General features: G+C 68.7%; 17 protein-coding genes. 10 read left to right on the forward strand and 7 right to left on the reverse strand.

Annotated elements, in window-relative coordinates:
* Positions 1 to 112 precede the first annotated feature (112 nt).
* Genes NBG84_RS11305 through paaA form a run of 5 tightly spaced genes read right to left on the reverse strand, consistent with a single transcriptional unit; the run spans position 113 to position 3688 of the window.
* Positions 113 to 1168 carry a 2Fe-2S iron-sulfur cluster-binding protein gene (locus tag NBG84_RS11305; RefSeq protein WP_250919219.1) on the reverse strand — a complete coding sequence of 352 codons (1056 nt, stop codon included), beginning with the start codon at positions 1166 to 1168 and terminating at the stop codon, positions 113 to 115.
* The gene (paaD, locus tag NBG84_RS11310) at positions 1169 to 1663 is read right to left on the reverse strand and encodes a 1,2-phenylacetyl-CoA epoxidase subunit PaaD (protein ID WP_250919220.1); all 495 of its coding nucleotides are present in this window, start codon (positions 1661 to 1663) and stop codon (positions 1169 to 1171) included.
* A complete protein-coding gene (gene paaC, locus NBG84_RS11315) occupies positions 1657 to 2373 on the reverse strand; it encodes a 1,2-phenylacetyl-CoA epoxidase subunit PaaC (protein ID WP_250919221.1) in 717 nt (238 codons plus the stop codon). The genes paaD and paaC overlap by 7 nt, the downstream gene beginning before the upstream one ends.
* Positions 2370 to 2660: a 1,2-phenylacetyl-CoA epoxidase subunit PaaB gene (gene paaB, locus NBG84_RS11320; RefSeq protein WP_250919222.1), complete on the reverse strand. Its 291-nt coding sequence runs from the start codon at positions 2658 to 2660 to the stop codon at positions 2370 to 2372. The genes paaC and paaB overlap by 4 nt, the downstream gene beginning before the upstream one ends.
* Positions 2657 to 3688 carry a 1,2-phenylacetyl-CoA epoxidase subunit PaaA gene (paaA, locus tag NBG84_RS11325; protein WP_250919223.1) on the reverse strand — a complete coding sequence of 344 codons (1032 nt, stop codon included), beginning with the start codon at positions 3686 to 3688 and terminating at the stop codon, positions 2657 to 2659. Before paaA ends, paaB begins: the two co-directional genes overlap by 4 nt.
* 679 nt (positions 3689 to 4367) lie before the next feature.
* Here paaA and NBG84_RS11330 point away from each other — a divergent pair.
* The 3 genes from NBG84_RS11330 (at position 4368) to NBG84_RS11340 (ending at position 7315) form a co-directional block, all read left to right on the forward strand.
* Positions 4368 to 5195: a DUF5819 family protein gene (locus NBG84_RS11330; protein WP_250919224.1), complete on the forward strand. Its 828-nt coding sequence runs from the start codon at positions 4368 to 4370 to the stop codon at positions 5193 to 5195.
* Complete coding sequence (locus NBG84_RS11335) at positions 5192 to 6463, forward strand: HTTM domain-containing protein (protein WP_250919225.1); 1272 nt, start codon at positions 5192 to 5194, stop codon at positions 6461 to 6463. The genes NBG84_RS11330 and NBG84_RS11335 overlap by 4 nt, the downstream gene beginning before the upstream one ends.
* An 87-nt stretch (positions 6464 to 6550) precedes the next feature.
* A complete protein-coding gene (locus tag NBG84_RS11340; RefSeq protein WP_250919226.1) occupies positions 6551 to 7315 on the forward strand; it encodes a TrmH family RNA methyltransferase in 765 nt (254 codons plus the stop codon).
* A gap of 265 nt (positions 7316 to 7580) precedes the next feature.
* Here NBG84_RS11340 and paaN read toward each other — a convergent pair whose 3' ends face one another.
* Positions 7581 to 9257 (reverse strand): phenylacetic acid degradation protein PaaN, encoded by a 1677-nt coding sequence (paaN, locus tag NBG84_RS11345; RefSeq protein WP_250919227.1) that lies wholly within the window; start codon positions 9255 to 9257, stop codon positions 7581 to 7583.
* Between the two features lie 464 nt (positions 9258 to 9721).
* Here paaN and NBG84_RS11350 point away from each other — a divergent pair, with 464 nt between their 5' ends.
* Together NBG84_RS11350 and NBG84_RS11355 are read left to right on the forward strand one after the other, a co-directional pair.
* Positions 9722 to 11248 (forward strand): 3-hydroxyacyl-CoA dehydrogenase, encoded by a 1527-nt coding sequence (locus tag NBG84_RS11350; protein ID WP_250919362.1) that lies wholly within the window; start codon positions 9722 to 9724, stop codon positions 11246 to 11248.
* Entirely contained in the window at positions 11245 to 11844 is a 600-nt protein-coding gene (locus NBG84_RS11355; protein ID WP_250919228.1) for a TetR/AcrR family transcriptional regulator, read from the forward strand. The genes NBG84_RS11350 and NBG84_RS11355 overlap by 4 nt, the downstream gene beginning before the upstream one ends.
* A 280-nt stretch (positions 11845 to 12124) precedes the next feature.
* On the opposite strand, the gene NBG84_RS11360 is transcribed toward NBG84_RS11355, so the two are convergent.
* Complete coding sequence (locus NBG84_RS11360; protein ID WP_425608616.1) at positions 12125 to 12658, reverse strand: Lrp/AsnC family transcriptional regulator; 534 nt, start codon at positions 12656 to 12658, stop codon at positions 12125 to 12127.
* Between the two features lie 189 nt (positions 12659 to 12847).
* On the opposite strand from NBG84_RS11360, the gene pdhA reads away from it, so the two are divergent.
* From pdhA to NBG84_RS11385, 5 genes are all read left to right on the forward strand, one after another.
* A complete protein-coding gene (gene pdhA, locus NBG84_RS11365) occupies positions 12848 to 13984 on the forward strand; it encodes a pyruvate dehydrogenase (acetyl-transferring) E1 component subunit alpha (RefSeq protein ID WP_250919364.1) in 1137 nt (378 codons plus the stop codon).
* Complete coding sequence (locus NBG84_RS11370; protein ID WP_250919229.1) at positions 13981 to 15000, forward strand: alpha-ketoacid dehydrogenase subunit beta; 1020 nt, start codon at positions 13981 to 13983, stop codon at positions 14998 to 15000. The genes pdhA and NBG84_RS11370 overlap by 4 nt, the downstream gene beginning before the upstream one ends.
* Entirely contained in the window at positions 15000 to 16649 is a 1650-nt protein-coding gene (locus NBG84_RS11375; RefSeq protein WP_250919230.1) for a dihydrolipoamide acetyltransferase family protein, read from the forward strand. The genes NBG84_RS11370 and NBG84_RS11375 overlap by 1 nt, the downstream gene beginning before the upstream one ends.
* Positions 16650 to 16744: 95 nt before the next feature.
* Positions 16745 to 17848, forward strand: coding sequence for a DUF6457 domain-containing protein (locus tag NBG84_RS11380; RefSeq protein WP_250919231.1), 1104 nt, complete (start codon positions 16745 to 16747; stop codon positions 17846 to 17848).
* 347 nt (positions 17849 to 18195) lie between these two features.
* Positions 18196 to 19668, forward strand: coding sequence for a molybdopterin molybdotransferase MoeA (locus NBG84_RS11385; protein ID WP_250919232.1), 1473 nt, complete (start codon positions 18196 to 18198; stop codon positions 19666 to 19668).
* Positions 19669 to 19753: the final 85 nt, after the last annotated feature.

Below are 19753 nucleotides of genomic sequence, written 5' to 3' on the forward strand. Positions count from 1 at the left end.
AGTGGCCTTGGCGAATGAATCTGCCACGGTGCCCCAGGGCGGCAGCGGCGATGGAGCGGGTGCCGGTGCGGGTTGACGAATGCCGAGCGCTGGGCGCTAGGCGGTGGGGGCGTCAGCGGTCGAAGTCGAGTTCTACCTCTGGGGTTGCTGGATGCGACTGACAGGCCAGCACATAGCCGGCTTCCGTCTCCTCCGGCTCCAGGGCGAAGTTGCGGTCCATCCGTACCTCGCCCGAGACCAGAAACGCCCTACAGGTGCCGCAGACCCCGCCCTTGCAGGCATAGGGCGCATCTGACCGGCTGCGCAGCACCGTTTCCAGCAGTGAGTCCCCCTCTTTCACCGGCCAGGTGCCCGATCGGCCGTCGAGAGTCGCCGTCAGCGAGGCATGCGCCGGCGCCATGGCTGACACCGGGGCAGGGGAAGAACCGTCGTCCACATGGAAGATCTCCTGATGGATACGGCCGCGTTCGACACCGAGCCCGCGCAAGGCCCGTTCAGCACTCATGACCAGCCCGAACGGTCCGCACAGGAACCAACCGTCCACATCAGCCACGGGAAGCAGAGCCGGCAGGAGCGAAGCGAGCCGGTCTTGATCCAGCCGCCCGGATGGCAGCCCTGACTGCTGCTCCTCGCGCGAAAGGGTCGTGACCAACTGGAAGCGTTGCGCGAAGCGATCCTTGAGGTCTGCTACCTCATCGAGGAACATCGTTGAAGCGACCGTGCGATCGCTGCGGATCAGACAGAACTTGGCCTGGGGTTCCCTGGCCAGCACGGTCGCCGCCATGGAGAGCACCGGAGTGATCCCACTGCCACCGACGACGGCCGCGAAGTATCCGGGCCGCGGAGCCAGGCGGAAGCGACCCATCGGCGGCATGACCTCCACGGTGTCGCCGACCGTCAACTCCTTGAGGGCGTAGGTGGAGAACTCGCCGCCGTCCACCATCCGGATGCCCACGCGTAGTGCAGGCGCAGCGCCTGCCGCGGGCGCCGGGGAGCAGATCGAATAGGTACGACGGATCTCTTCGCCCTGGATCTCGCGGCGCAGTGCGAGATGTTGGCCCGGGGTGTGGCGGAAGGTCTCGGAGAGCTCGGGTGGGACCTCGAAGGTCACCGCCACTGAGTCATCCGTGAGCGGTTCGATCGCACTTACGCGGAGCGGATGGAACATCTACAACTCCTTGAAGTGGTCGAAGGGCTCTCGGCAACTCACACAGCGTCGCAGCGCCTTGCAGGCGGTGGAGGAGAACCGGCTGAGCAATTCGGTGTCGGTCGATCCGCAGCGCGGGCAGCGTACGGACAGGGTGAGCGGGACCGGCTCGCCCGGAGAACGGTGCCGTGGCGGTGCTATGCCGAACTCGGCCAGCTTGCGCCGTCCTTCGGCGCTGATGTCGTCGGTTGACCAGGCCGGGGAGAGAACACGGACCACGGACACCTCGGCCACGCCGTGCTCATGGAGCACCTGCTCGATGTCCGAGGTCATCGCCTCGATCGCCGGGCAGCCGGTGTAGGTGGGGGTCAGTTCGACGACGACCCTGCCGGGTCCGGTGACCTGGACTCCGCGGAGCACCCCCAGCTCTTCGAGCGTCACCACCGGAAGCTCGGGGTCGGGCACCGAGCCCGCCAGAGCGCGTAGTTCGGCTTCCAGCCGGGTGTCGGTCACCATGACGCCCCCGGATGGCTGCGGTGGAGATGCTGCATCTCGGCGAGCATGCGACCGAAAGACTCGGTGTGCAGTCCCTGCCGTCCCGCTCCCGCGGCCCAACCGCCCGCCCGTGGCCCCACCGGCACGGTCAGGGTCGCCCGCTCCAGTGTCGCCGTCAGGGACGTCAACCAGGCCGCTTCCAGGGCCTGCCAGTCGATGTCCAGGCCTTCGACGGGCTGAAAGAGCTCACCGGTGAACCGCCACAGAGCATCGACCGCACGCTGCATCCGCTGATGGCTCTCCGTCGTTCCGTCGCCGAGGCGTAGCGTCCACTGCTCGGCGTGGTCCTGGTGGTATTCCACCTCCTTGACGGCTTTCGCCGCTATACCCGTCAATGCACCCTCAGCAGAGGCTAGTTGCCCATAGAGCAGCCGCTGCCATACGGAGAAGTAGAGCTGGCGCGCGATGGTGTGCGCGAAGTCGCCGTTCGGTTGCTCGACGAGTTGGAGATTGCGAAAGGCGCGCTCCTCACGGAGATAGGCGAGTTCGTCCTCATCTCCGACGAGGGACAGCAGCACCCTGGCCTGTCCGAGCAGGTCGAGCGCGATGTTCGCCAGTGCCACGTCCTCTTCCAGGACGGGTGCGTGCCCGGCCCACTCCCCCAGCCGGTGCGAGAGCACCAGCGCGTCATCGCCGAGGGCGAGTGCCGCGGCGTTCGCCGTGGTGGTCACAGGTGCTTCACCCCGTCCGGGATCTCATAGAAGGTCGGGTGGCGGTACGGCTTGTCGGCGGCCGATTCGAAGAACGGGTCCTTCTCGTCCGGAGAGGAGGCGGTTATCGCGGTGGAGGGCACCACCCAGAGGGATACGCCCTCGTTGCGCCGGGTGTAGAGGTCGCGGGCATTGCGCAGGGCCATTTCCGCATCCGGTGCGTGCAGACTGCCCGCGTGGGTGTGGGAGAGCCCTCGGCGGGAGCGGACGAATACTTCCCACATCGGCCAGTCGGTCGAACTGCTCATGCCGTCGCCTCCTGGAGCTCGGTGGGCCGATCCACATGGCTCCGCTGGTCCTGGGCCGCCTCCGGGTGATCGGGCGCGGCGGGTTGGTGCCGGTGCTTTTCCGCGTAGGCCGTGGCAGCCTCGCGGACCCAGGCACCCTCCTCGTGCGCCTGCCGGCGCTGGGCGAGCCGCTGTTCGTTGCACGGCCCGTTCCCTTTGAGGACGGCCTGGAACTCCGACCAGTCGATCGCGCCGAAGTCATGGTGACCTCGCTGCTCGTTCCACCGCAGATCGGGGTCGGGCAGGGCCAGTCCAAGGGCCTCGGCCTGGGGCACACATATGTCCACGAAGCGCTGGCGCAGCTCGTCGTTTGAATGGCGCTTGATCTTCCAGGCCATGGATTGCGCCGAATGGGCGGACTCGTCGTCTGGGGGGCCGAACATCATGAGCGATGGCCACCACCAGCGGTTCACCGCGTCCTGGGCCATCTCATGCTGGGCGGGGGTGCCCCGGGAGAGGGCGAGCAGCAGCTCGTACCCCTGGCGTTGGTGAAAGGACTCCTCCTTGCAGACGCGGACCATGGCGCGGGCGTAGGGGCCGTAGGAGCAGCGGCAGAGCGGCACCTGGTTGGTGATCGCCGCGCCGTCGACCAGCCATCCGATCGCCCCGACATCAGCCCAGGTGAGCGTCGGATAGTTGAAGATCGACGAATAGCGCTGACGGCCGGAGTGGAGCTTGTCGAGCAGCTCGTCCCGGCTGACGCCCAGGGTCTCGGCGGCGCTGTACAGATACAGCCCGTGGCCCGCCTCATCCTGGACCTTGGCGATGAGGATCGCCTTGCGCCGTAGTGAGGGTGCCCGGGTGATCCAGTTGGCCTCGGGCTGCATGCCGATGATCTCGGAGTGGGCGTGCTGCGCCATCTGGCGGATCAGCGTCGCCCGATAGGCATCGGGCATCCAGTCCCGCGGCTCAATGCGCTCGTCGGCGGCGACGGCCGCGTCAAAAACCGCCTCATAGCCGTCAGCCGCATCCGTGGTCACTGCGGTCATCCGAACCCCCTACCGACCGATCGTTCGGTTCATTGACTTCAATGGTGAGTCGCTGCCCCTTAGGGTGTCAACCCTGTGGATAACCGAGGGTGGGCCGACGCGGGATCGGGGCGGGATGAACTCGTACGACAGCGAGGGCGCAGATGGCGCTGACGGCGCCGATGATCAAGGGCCCGAGCAGCTGACCGATCGCCGTGATGAGGCCGCCCAGGAGCCTCCTGAACAGCACAAACGTAATTCGGTGGGCCCTGCCGACACGGTCGGCACCACATCCGGACCGATGCCGGGCCCCTGCCCTGACGGCACGGACCGAGCCCCCGCGGGAACAGTGGGGAAATCGGTCGGGGAGCCAGAGCGGTTCGGCGGTCCGCCCGGTGCGGACGTTCACGGTGCTCCGTTGGCGGCTGTGTCTGCGGCGCGGATATCCAGCGGCAGCAGAGGAGCCGAAGGCGCCGGGCGGACCGGGGATGCCAAAGAGGCAGGTGGCACCAGAGGTACCACCAAAGACACCAGAGGTACCACCAAAGAAACGCGTGGCACCAGAGACTCCGAAAGCACCTCAGAAACGGCGGGTGGCGCCGGTGGCTGGGGTGGAGCCGCAGAGGGTTCCGGTGCGGGGGGCGCGGGAACGTCCGAGCGCAGCGGCGATGCCCCCTCCGTTCCCCTCGCCTCGGTGGCGATGGCGCCACCCCCTCCTCAGGACACCTCCATATCCGGCTCCGTTCCCGCCACCGGGCGCCCTCCCTGGCCCAGTTCGCCGCTTCCGGACCCAGCAGTCATCCATATCCCCGGCCAACGGGCCGAGACCGCCCCCGTCTCGGAGACCGGTGAACGAGGCATCGCCGGGCTTTCGCGCCCGTACCAGGCAGTCCTCGGTGCCGCCCTCGCTTTGGTCGCCCTACTCGCCTCCACCCATGTGGCCATGGTGTTTCTCCATGTCGCCCCCTCCAACACGGTGACCAAGCAGTACGGGAAGGCCGTGGACGCCTGGATCTACCCGGAGTTTGAGCAGAACTGGAAGCTCTTTGCGCCCAATCCGCTGCAGCAGAACGTAGCGGTTCAGGTGAAAGCCGAGGTCAGAACGGCCGAGGGGGAGCGGAAGGTCACCGACTGGATCGATCTGACCGCTCAGGACAGGGACGCGATTCGCGGGAATCTGCTGCCCAGCCATGTTCAACAGAATGAGCTGCGCCGTGCCTGGGACCTCTACGTCAACTCCCACGACGACCAGAATCGTGCGACGGGGCTACGAGGCCAGCTCTCCGAGAGCTATCTGAGACGCATCGCGATGCTGCGGTTCGATGCCCGTGACCCCGGCGGGTCCGTGGAACGCATCCGCTTCAGATCCTCCACCGTCCTGGTCGACGCCCCGGAGTGGAGCGAGGAACAGACCGACACCCGCCCTGTGTATCGCGAGTTGCCGTGGTGGACGATCACCGCGGAGGATCGCTTGAGCAGGGCCAAGGCCCGGGACGGCCGCACCGAACGTACGGAGGCGGGCGGATGAACGGCACCCCCGGCGGCCGGATCGCCGCCGCCGTACAGAAGGTGTCATCGACCGCTCTGGGGCCCTACCAGAGCGCCGTCGTACGCATCGGATTCGCGGCCACCTGGTTGCTCTTCCTTCTCCGTGAGCTGCCCAACCGCCATGAGATGTATGGCCCCGAGGGGCCGTGGAGCTGGGACATGGGGCGTCAGCTCCTCTCGGTGAACGATGCCTTCACGGTACTTATGTGGTCGGACACCAGACTGTGGTTTGAATTCGTCTACGGAGCCTCGGTGCTCGCCAGCGCCCTGTTTCTGCTCGGCTGGCGAACCCGCACCATGTCCGTGCTCTTCATGGTCGGGGTCCTCTCGCTGCAGAATCGCTCCATCTTCATCGGAGACGGTGGGGACAATGCCATCCATCTCATTGCTATCTATCTCGTTTTCACCCGCTGCGGCCAGGTCTGGTCCCTGGACGCACGACAGACGGCCGCACGACAGAAGGCCGCACGACAGACGGCCGAGCAACAGGCGACTGAACAACGGACGGCCGAGCAACAGGCGGATCGTGCGGCGAAGGCCCCCCTTGGGGCGTCGACGTCCAGCAGCGCCGGGCCCCTGCTCTGGTCGGTCCTCGGCTTCCTTCTGCTGATCGGGAGCATGCTGAACCAGACCGGATGGCATGTTCTGCTGTTGCTCTGGGCGATATGGGCGGCACAAGCCATGTGGTGGCTGGTCGGTCGCTACGGGCGGAACGGCGAGCCGCGCATTCTGCTGGACGCCATTGCCAACCTTCTCCACAACGCCGCACTTCTGGTGGTCATGGCGGAGGTCTGTCTGATCTACGCCACCGCCGGCTGGTACAAGATCCAGGGATCCCGCTGGCAGGACGGTACGGCGCTCTACTACCCGCTCAAGCTCGACTACTTCACCCCATGGCCCGCACTCTCCGATCTGCTGGCTTCCGGGGGCGTGATGGTGATGGTGCTGACCTATGGCACGGTCATCGTGCAGGTGGCGTTCCCCTTCACCCTCTTCAACCGACGGGTGAAGAACGTTCTGCTGGCGGTGATGATGCTGGAGCACGCAGCCATCGCCGTCCTGCTCGGGCTGCCGTTCTTCTCGTTGGCGATGATCGCCGCCGACGCGGTCTTCTTGCCCACCGCCTTCCTGGTCTGGCTCGGCGCGAGGGCGGCTCACGGGCGGTATCGGCTGAGCTCGCGGTTCGGCAAGCGACCGCCCCAACAACAGAAGGAGCCCCAAGAGCACCCGCCCACCCTGGTGGGATGAGTGGCTGCCTGCTGCCCTCGGACGCCGGTCGCCATGGGGCGCGGGGCATCGAAGGAACGGCCGCACCGGCCCCCGTAACCTGGGGCGATGAGCGACGACCAGACCAGGGATGCGGTACGGCGCTGGCAGGAGGCCAGACCGGATGCGGTGCTGCTCGATGGGTTCCATGCGCTGAAGCACGCCCTTCGCTTTGGCGCCGAGCCACGCATTGCGGTCGCCAGCGACAAGGACGCCGTCCTAGCGCTTGCGCGGGATCTGGCCGGTGATGTGACCGATCGGCTCAGGGATCTGGTGCTGGAGGTGCCCGCGGACGCGCTGCGTGAACTCGTGCCCCGGGTCCATCCCACCCGGATTGCTGCCTTGGCGAACAGGCCGGGACGCGACGCCAATGTGGAGAGCCTCAGACGCCTCCCCCGTACCGCACCGGTCATCGTCCTCGACAATCCCCGCAACCTGGGGAACGTCGGTGCCGTCGTGCGTCTCGCCGCCGGTTTCGGTGCCACAGGGGTGGTCACCACCGGGGACATGGACCCTTGGCACCCCAACGCCGTACGGGCGGGTGCGGGACTCCACTACGCCACCGCCGTGGAACAACTCCCCCTCGACGAGCTGCCGCCAGGGCCGCTCTATGTGCTCGACCCCGAAGGCGATGACATCCGATCCGTGCCGATTCCCGATGACGCGCTGATTGCGTTCGGTTCGGAACGCCATGGCGTCTCTCCCGAGCTTCGTGACCGGGCGACCAGACTTCTGGCACTGCCCATGCGGCCCCAGGTCTCCAGCTACAACCTGGCTACCAGTGTGGCCATGGCGCTGTTCCACTGGGGCAACAGCGAGACTTCAGGACACTGACCCAGAAGGCCTGTTCGGAGTCGCCGACCTCGCCCTGCCGCAAGTGGTGCATTGGACCGGGATGGCGGCAGTCCACTGCGATCGGACCGGGTACGCCCGTTCACCACCGTGGCCCCCGATGGTTGCCCGCGTCACAGCCGTCGGCCCGATGGCGCCCCCTCGGGCCTCCAAGAGACGGAACTCCGCTGGGACGACCGCGGATGCGCCGGTGGTATTCAGCGACTGGGCCGTTGCGCAGCGACACAACGGCCCAGTGCCCCGATGGTCAGGCTTGGCGGCGGACCTCCACCACACGGAACCGGTTGGCCACGAATGCGCCGTCGCACAGTGCCGCGTTCGCCGCCGGATTGCCGCCTGAGCCATGGAAGTCCGAGAAAGCGGCGGTCTGGTTCACATACACCCCGCCGGTCAGATTCAGCGAGAGCTGAGCCGACTCCTCCAGGCAGACATCCTCAATGGCACGCTCCACCTCCGGAGAGGTGGTGTAGGCGCCCACCGTCATCGCACCCTGGTCACGGATGGTGCGACGCAGCAGCTCCACCCCATCGGCGGTCGAGTCCACCGCCACGGCGAAGGACACCGGCCCAAAGCACTCGGAGAGATAGACGGCCTCGGCCTCGGGCTTGCTGCCGTCGAGCTTCACCATCACCGGTGTGCGCACCACGGCGTCGGGGAACTCCGGGTGGGTGATCTCGCGGGAGGCCAGCGCGACCTCGCCCAACTCGGCAGCGCCTTCCAGACGTCGTCGCACATCGTCGTTGACCAGCGCGCCCAGCAGGGCATTCGCCCGGGAGTCATCACCGAGGAGACCGCCTACCGCGGCAGCGAGATCGCCCACCACCTCGTCGTACGACTTCGGCCCGACATCCGTGGCGATTCCCTCCCGGGGGATCAGGAGGTTCTGCGGGGTGGTGCACATCTGGCCGCTGTAGAGGGAGAGCGAAAAGGCCAGATTGGACAGCATCCCCTGGTAGTTGTCCGTGGAGTCGATGAGGACGGTGTTGACCCCCGCCTTCTCCGTATAGACCTGTGCCTGGCGGGCATTGGACTCCAGCCAGTCACCGAAGGCGCTGGAGCCGGTGTAGTCAATGATCTTGATTTCGGGGCGGGTCGCCAGCGACTTGGCGATGCCCTCTCCGGGCCGCTCGGCGGCGAGGCAGACCAGGTTCGGGTCGAACCCGGCCTCGGCGAGCACCTCTCGGGCCACCCGCACGGTCAGGGCGAGCGGGAGAACCGCGCGCGGATGCGGCTTGACCAGCACTGGATTGCCGGTGGCGAGGGAGGCGAACAGCCCGGGATAGCCATTCCACGTGGGGAAGGTGTTGCAGCCGATCAGTAGGGCGATGCCCCGCCCGGCCGCGGTGAAGGTCTTGCGCAGTTCCAGGGGGTCCCTCTTGCCCTGCGGCTTGGACCAGTCCATGGCATCAGGGGTGCGGGTCTGCTCCGCGAAGGCGTACGCCACCGCTTCCAAGCCGCGGTCCTGCGCATGGGGTCCGCCTGCCTGGAACGCCATCATGAAAGCCTGCCCGCTGGTGTGCATCACCGCGTGCGCGAACTCATGGGTCCGGGCGCTGATACGGGAGAGGATCTCCAGACAGAGCAGGGCCCGGATCTCCGGGCTGGCCGCCCGCCAGGCAGGCATGGCGGCGCGCATCGCCGGGAGCAGCACCTCCACATCGGGGTGGGGGTACTCAATGGCCAGCTCAGGCCCGTAGGGAGAGACCTCGGCGCCCGTCCAGTCGTCGGTGCCCGGCTGGTCCAGGTCAAAGCGGGTACGGCGCAGCGCCTCGAAGGCCGCGAGCCCCTCCGCCGGTGCGCTCTCCCCGTAAGCCTTGGGGTGCTCGGGGTGCGGGGACCAGTAGGCGCGGGTGCGGATTGCTTCGAGGGCCTGGTCGAGCGTGGCCCGGTGGCTCTCGGTCAGTCGGGTCTCGGTCAGTTGCATAACGGACCAACTCCTCGTGAGCTGGGCAGGAACGGAAGGACAGAGTTAGAGTAACCGAACGATCGGTCGGGACAAGGGGGCCTGCCAAACCTGTGGATAACTCATCCGGGAGGATCACTCCCATGACCGCCATCGAGCAGAGCGTCCAGCCTGACGGGCACGCCCCTGACGGTGGAGTGCCCGGCCCGCCCGCGGCGAGCGCTGCCGTAGCCCAGGCGGTGCCCGGTGGGATGGCGATGGCTGCCGCGTCCAGCACGGCGGCCACTTCCCCAGGAGGACAGATCGACGCTCACCCGCCCGTAACAGGCACTGACAGCCACCCGCCCGTAACCGGTGCCGAAGCAACCCCGTCCGCGGCGGGGCCGGTGGGCGGCTCGCCCCTTCCCGGTCCGGAAGAGGCCGGAGCCGCGCCAGGCACCGCCCTGCACCCCGGCCGTACCGTCGCAGTCGTGGGCACCGGGACCATGGGCCAGGGCATCGCGCAGATCGCCCTCACCGCAGGGCATCCCGTACGGCTCTATGACACCGCACCCGACCGGGCCGGTGAAGCAGCCGTGGCGATCGGTGCGCGCCTTGATCGGCTGGTCGCCAAGGGTCGGCTGGCGTCCACCGAGCGCGATGCCGCCCTGGCTCGGCTGAGCCCGGCCACCGATCTCGTCGAGCTCTCCGAAGCCGGCCTGGTGATCGAAGCGGTGGTCGAGGAACTCAGCGTCAAACAGGAGCTGTTCCGGGCGCTGGAGGAAGTGGTCGCCGACGACTGCCTGCTGGCCACGAACACCTCATCGCTCTCCGTCACGGCCATCGCCGGCGCGCTCCGGAACCCCGGACGCTTCGTGGGACTCCACTTCTTCAACCCCGCACCGCTGCTGCCCCTGGTGGAGGTCGTCAGCGGCTTCGCCACGGACAGAAGGTCGGCCGCCGCTGCGCTGGCCACCGTCGCGGCCTGGGGAAAGACACCGGTGAGCTGCGCCGATCTCCCCGGCTTCATCGTCAACAGGATTGCGCGCCCCTTCTACGCGGAGGGCTTCGCGCTCCATGAGGAAGGCGTCGCCGATCCCGCCACCATCGATGCCGTACTGCGCGAAGCGGGCGGCTTCCGGATGGGCCCCTTCGAGCTCACGGATCTCATTGGTCACGACGTCAACGCGGCGGTCACCCACTCCGTATGGGACGCGTACTTCCGGAGCGCGAAGTTCACGCCCTCGCTGGCGCAGCGGCGGCTCGTCGATGCCGGCCTTCTGGGCCGTAAGTCGTGCCGCGGTTGGTACGACTACGGGGAGGGCGCGCTCGCGCCCCAGCCCCATACGGCCGCCCCCGCCGAGCCCCCCGCGTACGTCATAGCCGAGGGCGGGCTGGGAGCGGCTGCGGCCCTCCTGGATCTGATCGCCGAGTCTGAGATCACCCTTCGCACGGCACCGGAGGACGAACGCAGCCAGTTGGTGCTGCCCGGGGGCGGCCGGCTGGCCCTGACCAACGGCTGGACGTCCGGTGAGTACACCGATCTCGTGCACTTCGATCTGGCCTTGGACTACCGCGCGGCCAGCAGGATCGCCCTCGCACCCTCCCCCGGTACGTCCGAACGCACCCTGCAGGAGGCCATCGGCCTCTTCCAGGCACTGGGCAAGCAGGTCAGCGTCATCGGTGACGCACCCGGCATGATCGTGGCCCGTACGGTCGCCATGGTGATCGATTTCGCGGTGGACGCCTCTGTCAGGGGCGTCGCCGCCGAGAGCGACATCGATACGGCGATGCGGCTCGGCGCCAACTATCCGCTCGGGCCGTTCGCCTGGTACCGACAGCTCCCGCCGGCCTGGGCCTATGAGCTGTTGGAGAATCTGCATATCCGGATACCCAGCGGGCGGTACTGGCCCAGTCTGGCGCTCTTCCAGCACCCGCACACCACGGCTGACCCGTACGAGGCCCTCGTAGGAGAGGCCGAGGGGGCCGGCGGGAATCCTGAGCCCGGTGGGAACAGAGGAGTGGACGCATGACCACGGCCAAGCGGGACACCTACACGCCGGAGACGCTGTTGACCGTCGCCGTGCAGATCTTCAACGAGCGTGGCTACGACGGCACTTCCATGGAGCACCTGTCCAAGGCGGCGGGCATCTCCAAGTCCTCCATCTACCACCATGTCTCGGGCAAGGAGGAGTTGCTGCGCCGGGCGGTGAGCCGGGCGCTCGACTCGCTCTTCGCGGTGCTCGACGAGGCGGGTGCGCAGCGCGGGCGCGCCATTGAACGGATCGAGTATGTGACCCGGCGCACCGTTGAAGTGCTGATGGCGGAGTTGCCCTATGTGACCTTGCTGTTGCGGGTGCGCGGGAACACCAAGACCGAGCGGTGGGCGCTCGATCGGCGCAGGGAGTTTGATCAGCGGGTCTCCGATCTGCTGAAGGCCGCCGCGGCGGATGGTGATCTACGTACGGATGTGGACATACGGCTGGTGACGCGGTTGCTCTTCGGGATGGTGAACTCCCTGGTGGAGTGGTACCGACCGCACCCCGGTGGGAGCCCCGAGGGTGGACAGCTCGCGGAGACGGTCGTCAGGCTTGCCTTTGACGGCCTGCGTACGGAGGAGGCCTCCTAGGAGACCCGGTGGGCCCCGGGACGGGCAGTTATGGCCGCCTGGAGCTGCTGCTAGGGCCTTGCCAGGGCCGCGCCGCTCCGGGCCGGGCCCGGGTGTTCCGAGCCCGGCCGGTGAGCCTCCGGGGTGGGAGGGACTACTGCCCTGAGTGCCTCCGGAGGGAGTGCCTCCGGGGACGTAGTGAGGTGCCGGGGCGGCCCTTCCGGCGATTCGTACCGACCCGGCAGACGTCTTCTGACCGCCGTCAACCGCCGCCGACCAGGTTCGGCGCCTCAGCGCGGGTCTAGAAGGCCTCCTCGCCCGATGTGGGGATGCTGGGGGACATCGGGTGGAGATCCGTTTCTTCGAAGACCAGCAGGGTCCGGGTGGAGAGCACCTCGGGGATGGCCTGGAGGCGGGTCAGAACCAGTTCCCGCAGGGTGCGGTTGTCCGGTGCGTGCACGAGTAGCAGCACATCGAAATCGCCGCTTACCAGGGCGATGTGGGCTGCGCCCGGCAGTGCTTCCAGTTGTTCGCGGACCGTGCGCCAGGAGTTCTGCACGATCTTGAGGGTGATATAGGCGGATGCCCCCTGACCTGCGCGTTCATGGTCTACCCGGGCGCTGAAGCCACGGATCACACCATCGTCGATCAAACGGTTGATCCGTGCGTAGGCATTGGCGCGCGAGACATGGACCCGCTCGGCGACCGAACGGATTGAGGCACGGCCCTGGGTTTGAAGGATGCGCAGGATGTCCCGGTCGATCGCGTCCAGGGTCCGGGGCACAGGGGCTTGTCCGCCGCGGTCCCAGCCTTCGGCCATTTGTTCACCTGGCATATCCCCCCGCCTCCCCAGCATGGACGACCTGTTTCCATCAGAGGTTGTGGAGAACCGTTTGTCCACAGGCTGACGGCGCCTGTAGCCAAATTGCGCCAACGACCGAACAATCGGTAGGTGAGGCGCGCCACATTCGGGCCGCTTTGCCATCGCTCCCACGAGGAGGTGCTCGCATTGCGCAAGAGCAGCATGACGGTCCAGGAGCTGCCCGGTGCCGTCGCCTACCGACCCACCCCGCCGCCGGCGTGGAAGCCGCGCATCGATCCCACCCCCCTGCTCCCCGACCCGGAGCCCTATCGGGTGCTCGGCACGGATGCCGCGGCATCCGTCGCCCCCGAACTGCTGCTGAAGCTGTACGCACAGCTGGTGCGCGGCCGCAGGTACAACACCCAGGCGACCGCCCTGACCAAGCAGGGCCGCCTCGCCGTCTACCCGTCGAGCACCGGGCAGGAGGCGTGCGAGGTGGCGGCCGCCCTCGCGCTGGAGGAGCGTGACTGGCTCTTCCCCAGCTATCGCGACACCCTCGCGGCCGTGGCCCGTGGCCTTGACCCGGTGGCGGCGCTGACCCTGCTCAGGGGCGACTGGCACACCGGATATGACCCGCGTGAGCACCGGATAGCCCCCCTGTGCACGCCGCTCGCCACCCAGTTGCCGCATGCCGTGGGTCTGGCCCATGCCGCCCGGCTCAAGGGCGACGATGTCGTCGCGCTCGCCATGGTGGGCGACGGCGGCACCAGCGAGGGTGATTTCCACGAGGCGCTGAACTTCGCCGCCGTCTGGCGGGCCCCGGTCGTCTTCCTCGTCCAGAACAACGGCTTCGCGATCTCCGTACCGCTGGCCAAGCAGACCGCCGCGCCCTCGCTCGCCCACAAGGCCGTGGGGTACGGAATGCCGGGCCGACTGGTCGATGGCAATGACGCGCCCGCCGTGCACCAGGTGCTGACCGAAGCCGTCTCCCGCGCCCGGCGCGGCGAAGGACCCACGCTGATCGAGGCGATCACCTACCGCATCGACGCGCACACGAATGCCGATGACGCCACCCGCTACCGCGTGGCGAGCGAGATCGAGGCCTGGCGTGAGCACGACCCCATCCGGCTCCTTGAGCAGGAGCTGACCGGGCGCGGGCTGCTCGACGACGACACCAAACAGGCGGCCACCGATGCGGCGGAGGCCATGGCCGCCGATCTGCGCCAGCGGATGAACGCCGACCCGGTCCTCGATCCCATGGACCTGTTCGCCCATGTCTACGCCGAGCGGAGCAGCCAGTTGCAGGAGCAAGCGGACCAACTGCGGGCCGAGTTGGACGCAGAGGGAGAAGAGCGATGACCACGGCCGCGGTGCAGCCCGCACCCGTCAAGCCCGCGACCATGGCGCAGGCGCTCCAGCGCGCGATGTACGACGCGATGGCGGACGACCCGACCGTCCATGTCCTCGGTGAGGACGTCGGCACCCTCGGCGGCGTCTTCAGGATCACGGACGGACTCGCGGCGGAGTTCGGCGACGACCGCTGTACGGACACTCCACTCGCCGAGGCCGGCATCCTCGGTACCGCCGTGGGCATGGCCATGTACGGACTGCGACCGGTCGTCGAGATGCAGTTCGACGCCTTCGCCTATCCGGCGTTCGAGCAACTGATCAGCCATGTGTCCCGGATGCGCAACCGCACCCGCGGGGGTTTGGCACTGCCCATCACCGTGCGGGTGCCCTACGGCGGGGGTATCGGCGGCGTCGAGCACCACAGCGACTCCTCCGAGGCCTACTACATGGCGACCCCGGGGCTTCAGGTCGTCACTCCGGCGACCGTCGAGGACGCCTACGGTCTGCTCCGAGCCGCCATCGCCTCCGACGACCCGGTGGTCTTCCTTGAGCCGAAGCGGCTGTACTGGTCAAAGGCGACCTGGTCAGCGCAGGACCCGCCCGAGGTGGAGCCCATCGGCCGCGCGGTCGTACGACGGCCCGGGCGCAGCGCCACGCTGATCACCTACGGGCCGTCGCTGCCGGTCTGCCTGGAAGCGGCACAGGCCGCCGAGGCCGAGGGCTGGGACCTTGAGGTCGTCGACCTGCGCTCGCTGGTGCCCTTCGACGACGAGACGGTCTGTGCGTCCGTCCGGCGCACGGGCCGTGCGGTGATCGTCCATGAAGCCACCGGCTTCGGCGGACCCGGTGGAGAGATCGCCGCCCGGGTGACCGAGCGCTGCTTCCATCACCTTGAGGCGCCTGTGCTGAGAGTGACCGGTTTCGACATTCCCTATCCGCCACCGATGCTGGAGAGGCACCATCTGCCTGGAGTGGATCGGGTGCTGGACGCGGTCGCGCGATTGCAGTGGGAGGCGGGGAGCTGATGGCGCAGGTATTGGAGTTCAAGCTGCCGGATCTCGGCGAAGGACTGACCGAAGCGGAGATCGTGCGCTGGCTGGTCTCCGTGGGCGATGTCGTGGCGATCGACCAGCCCGTTGTCGAGGTCGAGACGGCAAAGGCGATGGTGGAGGTGCCATGCCCCTACGGCGGTGTGGTGACAGCGCGCTTCGGTGAGGAGGGTTCCGAACTTCCGGTCGGGGCCCCGCTGCTGATGGTCGCCGTGGGTGCGGCGGCGCAGAGCGCGGCGGGAGCGGATGGTGACGCCGGGGGCTCTTCGGCGGCCGGTGATCAACCGTCCGCCGCTCCGGCCGGAGCGCAGGCACCAGGCTCCGCCGAGGGAACGAATCCGGCCACGGGCTCCGATGGGACCGGAACTGACGGCTCGGCATCGGCCGGTTCGACTTCCGCCGGGCGGTCGGAGGGCTCGGGGAACGTCCTGGTCGGTTATGGGACGGGTGCCCCCGCAGCACGGCGCCGTCGTATCCGTCCGACCGCCCCGGGCACCGGCGCCCATGGCCCGGACCGGTCGGTGGCACCCGCGCGGACGAACTCCACCGCCGCGCCCGCCCGCCCCGGGTCGGCCGCCGCCACCTCCGCCGGTCCTGCGGCCCCCCGTACGGCGGCCGGTCCTGCGACGGTTGGTTCCACGACCGGTTCCGCGGCAGCCTTCGCCGGCAATGGCACCGGGATTGACCTGGCCTCCAACGATCCGGCCGGACAGAACGGACCCGTGCCGGTGATCTCTCCCCTGGTACGAAGGCTGGCCCGGGAGAACGGCTTGGACCTACGCCAGCTGCCCGGCTCGGGGCCGGACGGGCTGATCCTGCGGGCGGACGTCGAGTACGCGCTCCGGGCGGCTGGTACGTCCGTGCGCCAGGCTCCGACCCACCAAGTGCCCCAGTCCCTCCCCAACGCCGAAGCTCCCGCGCCCCCGTCCGCCCCTCGGGGCGAGCGGATACCGCTGCGGGGAATGCGGGGAGCCGTCGCCGACAAGCTCTCCCGCAGTCGGAGCGAGATCCCGGACGCGACCTGCTGGGTGGATGCGGATGCGACGGAGTTGATGGCCGCGCGAGCCGCGATGAACGCGGCCGGTGGCTCCAAGGTCTCCCTGCTCGCGCTGCTCGCCCGGATCTGCACGGCCGCACTCGACCGCTATCCACAGCTCAACTCCACGGTGGACATGGCGGCCAGGGAGGTGGTCGTCCTCCCCGACGTGCACCTCGGGTTCGCCGCACAGACCGAGCGCGGCCTCTTTGTCCCGGTGGTTCGTGACGCGCAGTCGCGTTCGACGGAGTCGCTGTCCGCGGAGTTCGCTCGACTCACCGAAGCGGCCCGGCAGGGGACGCTCACACCCGCGGAACTGACGGGTGGGACCTTCACGCTCAACAACTACGGGGTGTTCGGCGTCGACGGCTCGACCCCGATCATCAACCACCCGGAGGCAGCCATGCTCGGGGTCGGTCGAATCGTGGCCAAGCCATGGGTGCATCGAGGCGAGCTCGCCGTACGCCAGGTGGTTCAGCTCTCCCTCACCTTTGACCACCGGGTCTGCGACGGTGGCACCGCGGGTGGGTTCCTGCGCTATGTCGCCGACTGCGTGGAGCAGCCGGCGGTGCTGCTGCGCGGCCTCTAGTCCGGATCGAGCCCAGTCCGGGTGGGGCGCGGCGCCCGGGTCCTGAAGATCGATCCGCTGCTCCTGCCATCGGGGGCGCGGACGATACTTCGGATATGACCGCGACTACGGGCAAGACCGCCTTTGACGCCATCGTGCTGGCCGGAGGCGCTGCGCAACGGCTGGGCGGGGCAGACAAGCCAGGGCTCAGTGTGGGTGGACGGACTCTGTTGGACCGGGTGCTCGCCGCCTGTCGCGACGCGCGGCGCACGGTGGTCGTCGGAGGGCGGCGAGCCACCGAGCGCCCGGTGGTCTGGGCGCAGGAGAGCCCACCCGGTGGTGGGCCGGTCGCCGCTCTGGACGCCGGACTACGGCAGCTCGCCAGGGAGCCGGGACGGTCAGCCGGGGGCATCCGGCGGACCAGCGGAGGCAATCAGGTCGACGCGGTCGGGGAAGGCGCCCATGAGGTGGCCGAGCCCGGGGTCGTCCTGGTCCTCTCCGCCGATCTGCCCTTTCTGCGAGAGCCCACCGTCCATGCGCTGATCGAGGCGCTCAGCGCCCATGGGCAGGGCCCTGAGGGCGTACTGCTCACCGATGCCACGGGCCGCGAGCAGCCGCTGGTCGCCGCCTACGCGGCCGAGCCATTGCGCCGTGAGCTGGCGCTCCTGGCCACCGAGTACGGGAGCCTCGCGGGTCTGTCGCTGCGGCTGCTGACCCGGGAGCTCGATCTCCAGCGCATGGACGGGGAGCCAACCGCCTCGTTCGACTGCGACACCTGGGAGGACATCTCCGCCGCCAGGGCCCGTATCAGGGAGCATGGGTATGTGCTCGATGAATGGATTGCCGCGGTGAAGGATGAACTCGACATCGAACTCGATGTGGACATCTCCGGTTTGCTCGACCTCGCCCGGGACGCCGCGCATGGGGTCGCCCGCCCCGCGGCTCCGCTGACGACCTTTCTGGTGGGATACGCGGCGGCGTCGGGTGCCGGCGGTCCGCAGGCCGTAGCGGAAGCCGCGCGCAAGGCGGAGGCGCTCGCCAAACGTTGGGCCGAGGAGGCCGAGCAGGGCGCAGCGGGCTCATCGGCGAGTGCTGATCGGACCTCGGCGACCGGCGGCCCCGGGGGGCCTGTGCAGGGGGCAGGACCTGCCGGTGACTCCGCCCCGGGGACGACTACCGGTGCCGCGCAGGTCGATCCCGGAGAGGCGAGTGCCGGATGAGCCGGCGTGACCCCAAAGCCAGGCCCGGGGGCACCAGGAGCGCCGGCCCCCCGCCAGACCGGTCGGCCCGGTCGGCCCGGTCAGCTCAGCCGGACCAGCCGGACGAGTCAGCTCAGCCGGACCAGGGTCCCGACAGCCAGGAGCCACCTGCTCGGGCGCCCGAGAACGGCCCCGGCTCTGACGACATCGGTTCTGTAGACATCGGCTCTGACGAAGCCGGCTCCGCTGGTCCGGCCGGACCCGGCTCTGGTGATGGCTCCGGGTCTCGTGACCCCGGCGCTGAGAGTCCCGGCGCTGGTGATGCGGGTGTTGTCGGGGTCGGTGTCACCAAGAACCCTGGGGGGAGCATGGCCACGGGCGGCAGGGCCGATGCGCACGACACCGTGGGGGACACGGCCAGCGAGGGTGATGCCGATGGTTTCGCGGAGGCGCTTGCCCTGGTGGGCCGAGAGCGCCCGTCGGGGACCGCAGGCGGTAGCGTCCCGGCCCGCGACGGCGCCCGAACCGGCGGCAACACTCCGTCCCGGGACGGAGCCAGGACCCAGGACGGGAGTCCTGGCCGGATGGGACAGCCGACCAGCCCCGGTAAGGGCCATCTGCTGCCCTGGCCCGATGCGCGGGCGCTTGCGGTACGAGCTGGCCGAGCCCATGAACCTCTGTCTCGGAGTGTGCCGCTGGAGCACTCCCTCGGTCAGCTGCTCGCCGGCCCGCTGGTCGCGCTCTGCGATCTACCCCCCTTCGACACCTCCGCCATGGACGGCTGGGCCGTCGCCGGTCCCGGGCCCTGGACCATCTCCTCAGCTGGTTCGGTGCTTGCCGGGCACGCTCCCAGCGTGCCCTTGAAGGACGGCTCAGCGGTACGGATCGCCACGGGCGCCCGCATCCCGCCCGAGGCCACAGCTGTTCTCCGTAGCGAACAGGCCCGCACCGATCCGGATCACCGTCTGCTCTTCGCCCATCGGCCCACCAATCCCGGGCAGGACATCAGACCGCAGGGGCAGGAGTGTCGCTCAGGCGATCGCCTGCTGCCCGCTTCCTCCGTGATCACCCCTGCCGTGTTGGGGATGGCGGCTGCCGCCGGCTATGACGAACTGTCCATCGTCGTCCGTCCACGGGCTGAGGTGCTGATCCTCGGGGACGAGCTGCTCACCAAGGGGCTGCCGCACGATGGCCTCATCCGAGACGCTCTGGGACCGTTGATGGGCCCCTGGCTGACCGCCCTTGGTGCTGATGTGACCGCCACCCGATTGCTCGGCGATGACGCCGACGCGCTTCACCAGGCCATCACCACGTCTGATGCGGATCTCCTCCTCACCACCGGTGGCACCGCTGCGGGACCCGTCGACCATGTCCACTCCGTACTCCGCAAGGCCGGCGCGGAACTGCTGGTCGACTCGGTCGCCGTACGGCCGGGGCATCCCATGCTGCTTGCGGCGCTGGACATCCAGGGGAGTGGGGGAGCGCGCTATGTGGTGGGCCTGCCCGGGAATCCCCTTGCCGCTGTGTCAGGCCTACTGACACTCGCCCTACCGCTGTTGCGTGGGCTCAACGGGCTCTCCCCCCAGGAGCCCTACCGTGCTCCGCTACGGGACGCGGTGCCCGGCCACCCGGATGACACTCGTCTGGTCCCCGCGATTCATCGTGAGGGGCGGCTTGTGCCACTGCGTTTCGGTGGGCCGGCCATGCTGCGGGGTATCGCCGCCGCTGATGGGCTGGTGGTGGTGGAGCCGGGAGGCGCCCGTCCAGGGGATGTAGTGGAGTTGCTGGATCTGCCATGGGCCTTCGGGGCGCAGACTGCCTCCCCCCGGCGTTTCACGTGAAACATGGCGGATGGGCCCCTCAGCCCTTGACCCGCACCCACGCCGTCCGGCCCGGACTCGGCCCAGAGTCGCCCATACACCGCTG

Source organism: Streptomyces albipurpureus (assembly GCF_023701525.1).
Lineage (GTDB): Bacteria > Actinomycetota > Actinomycetes > Streptomycetales > Streptomycetaceae > Streptomyces > Streptomyces albipurpureus.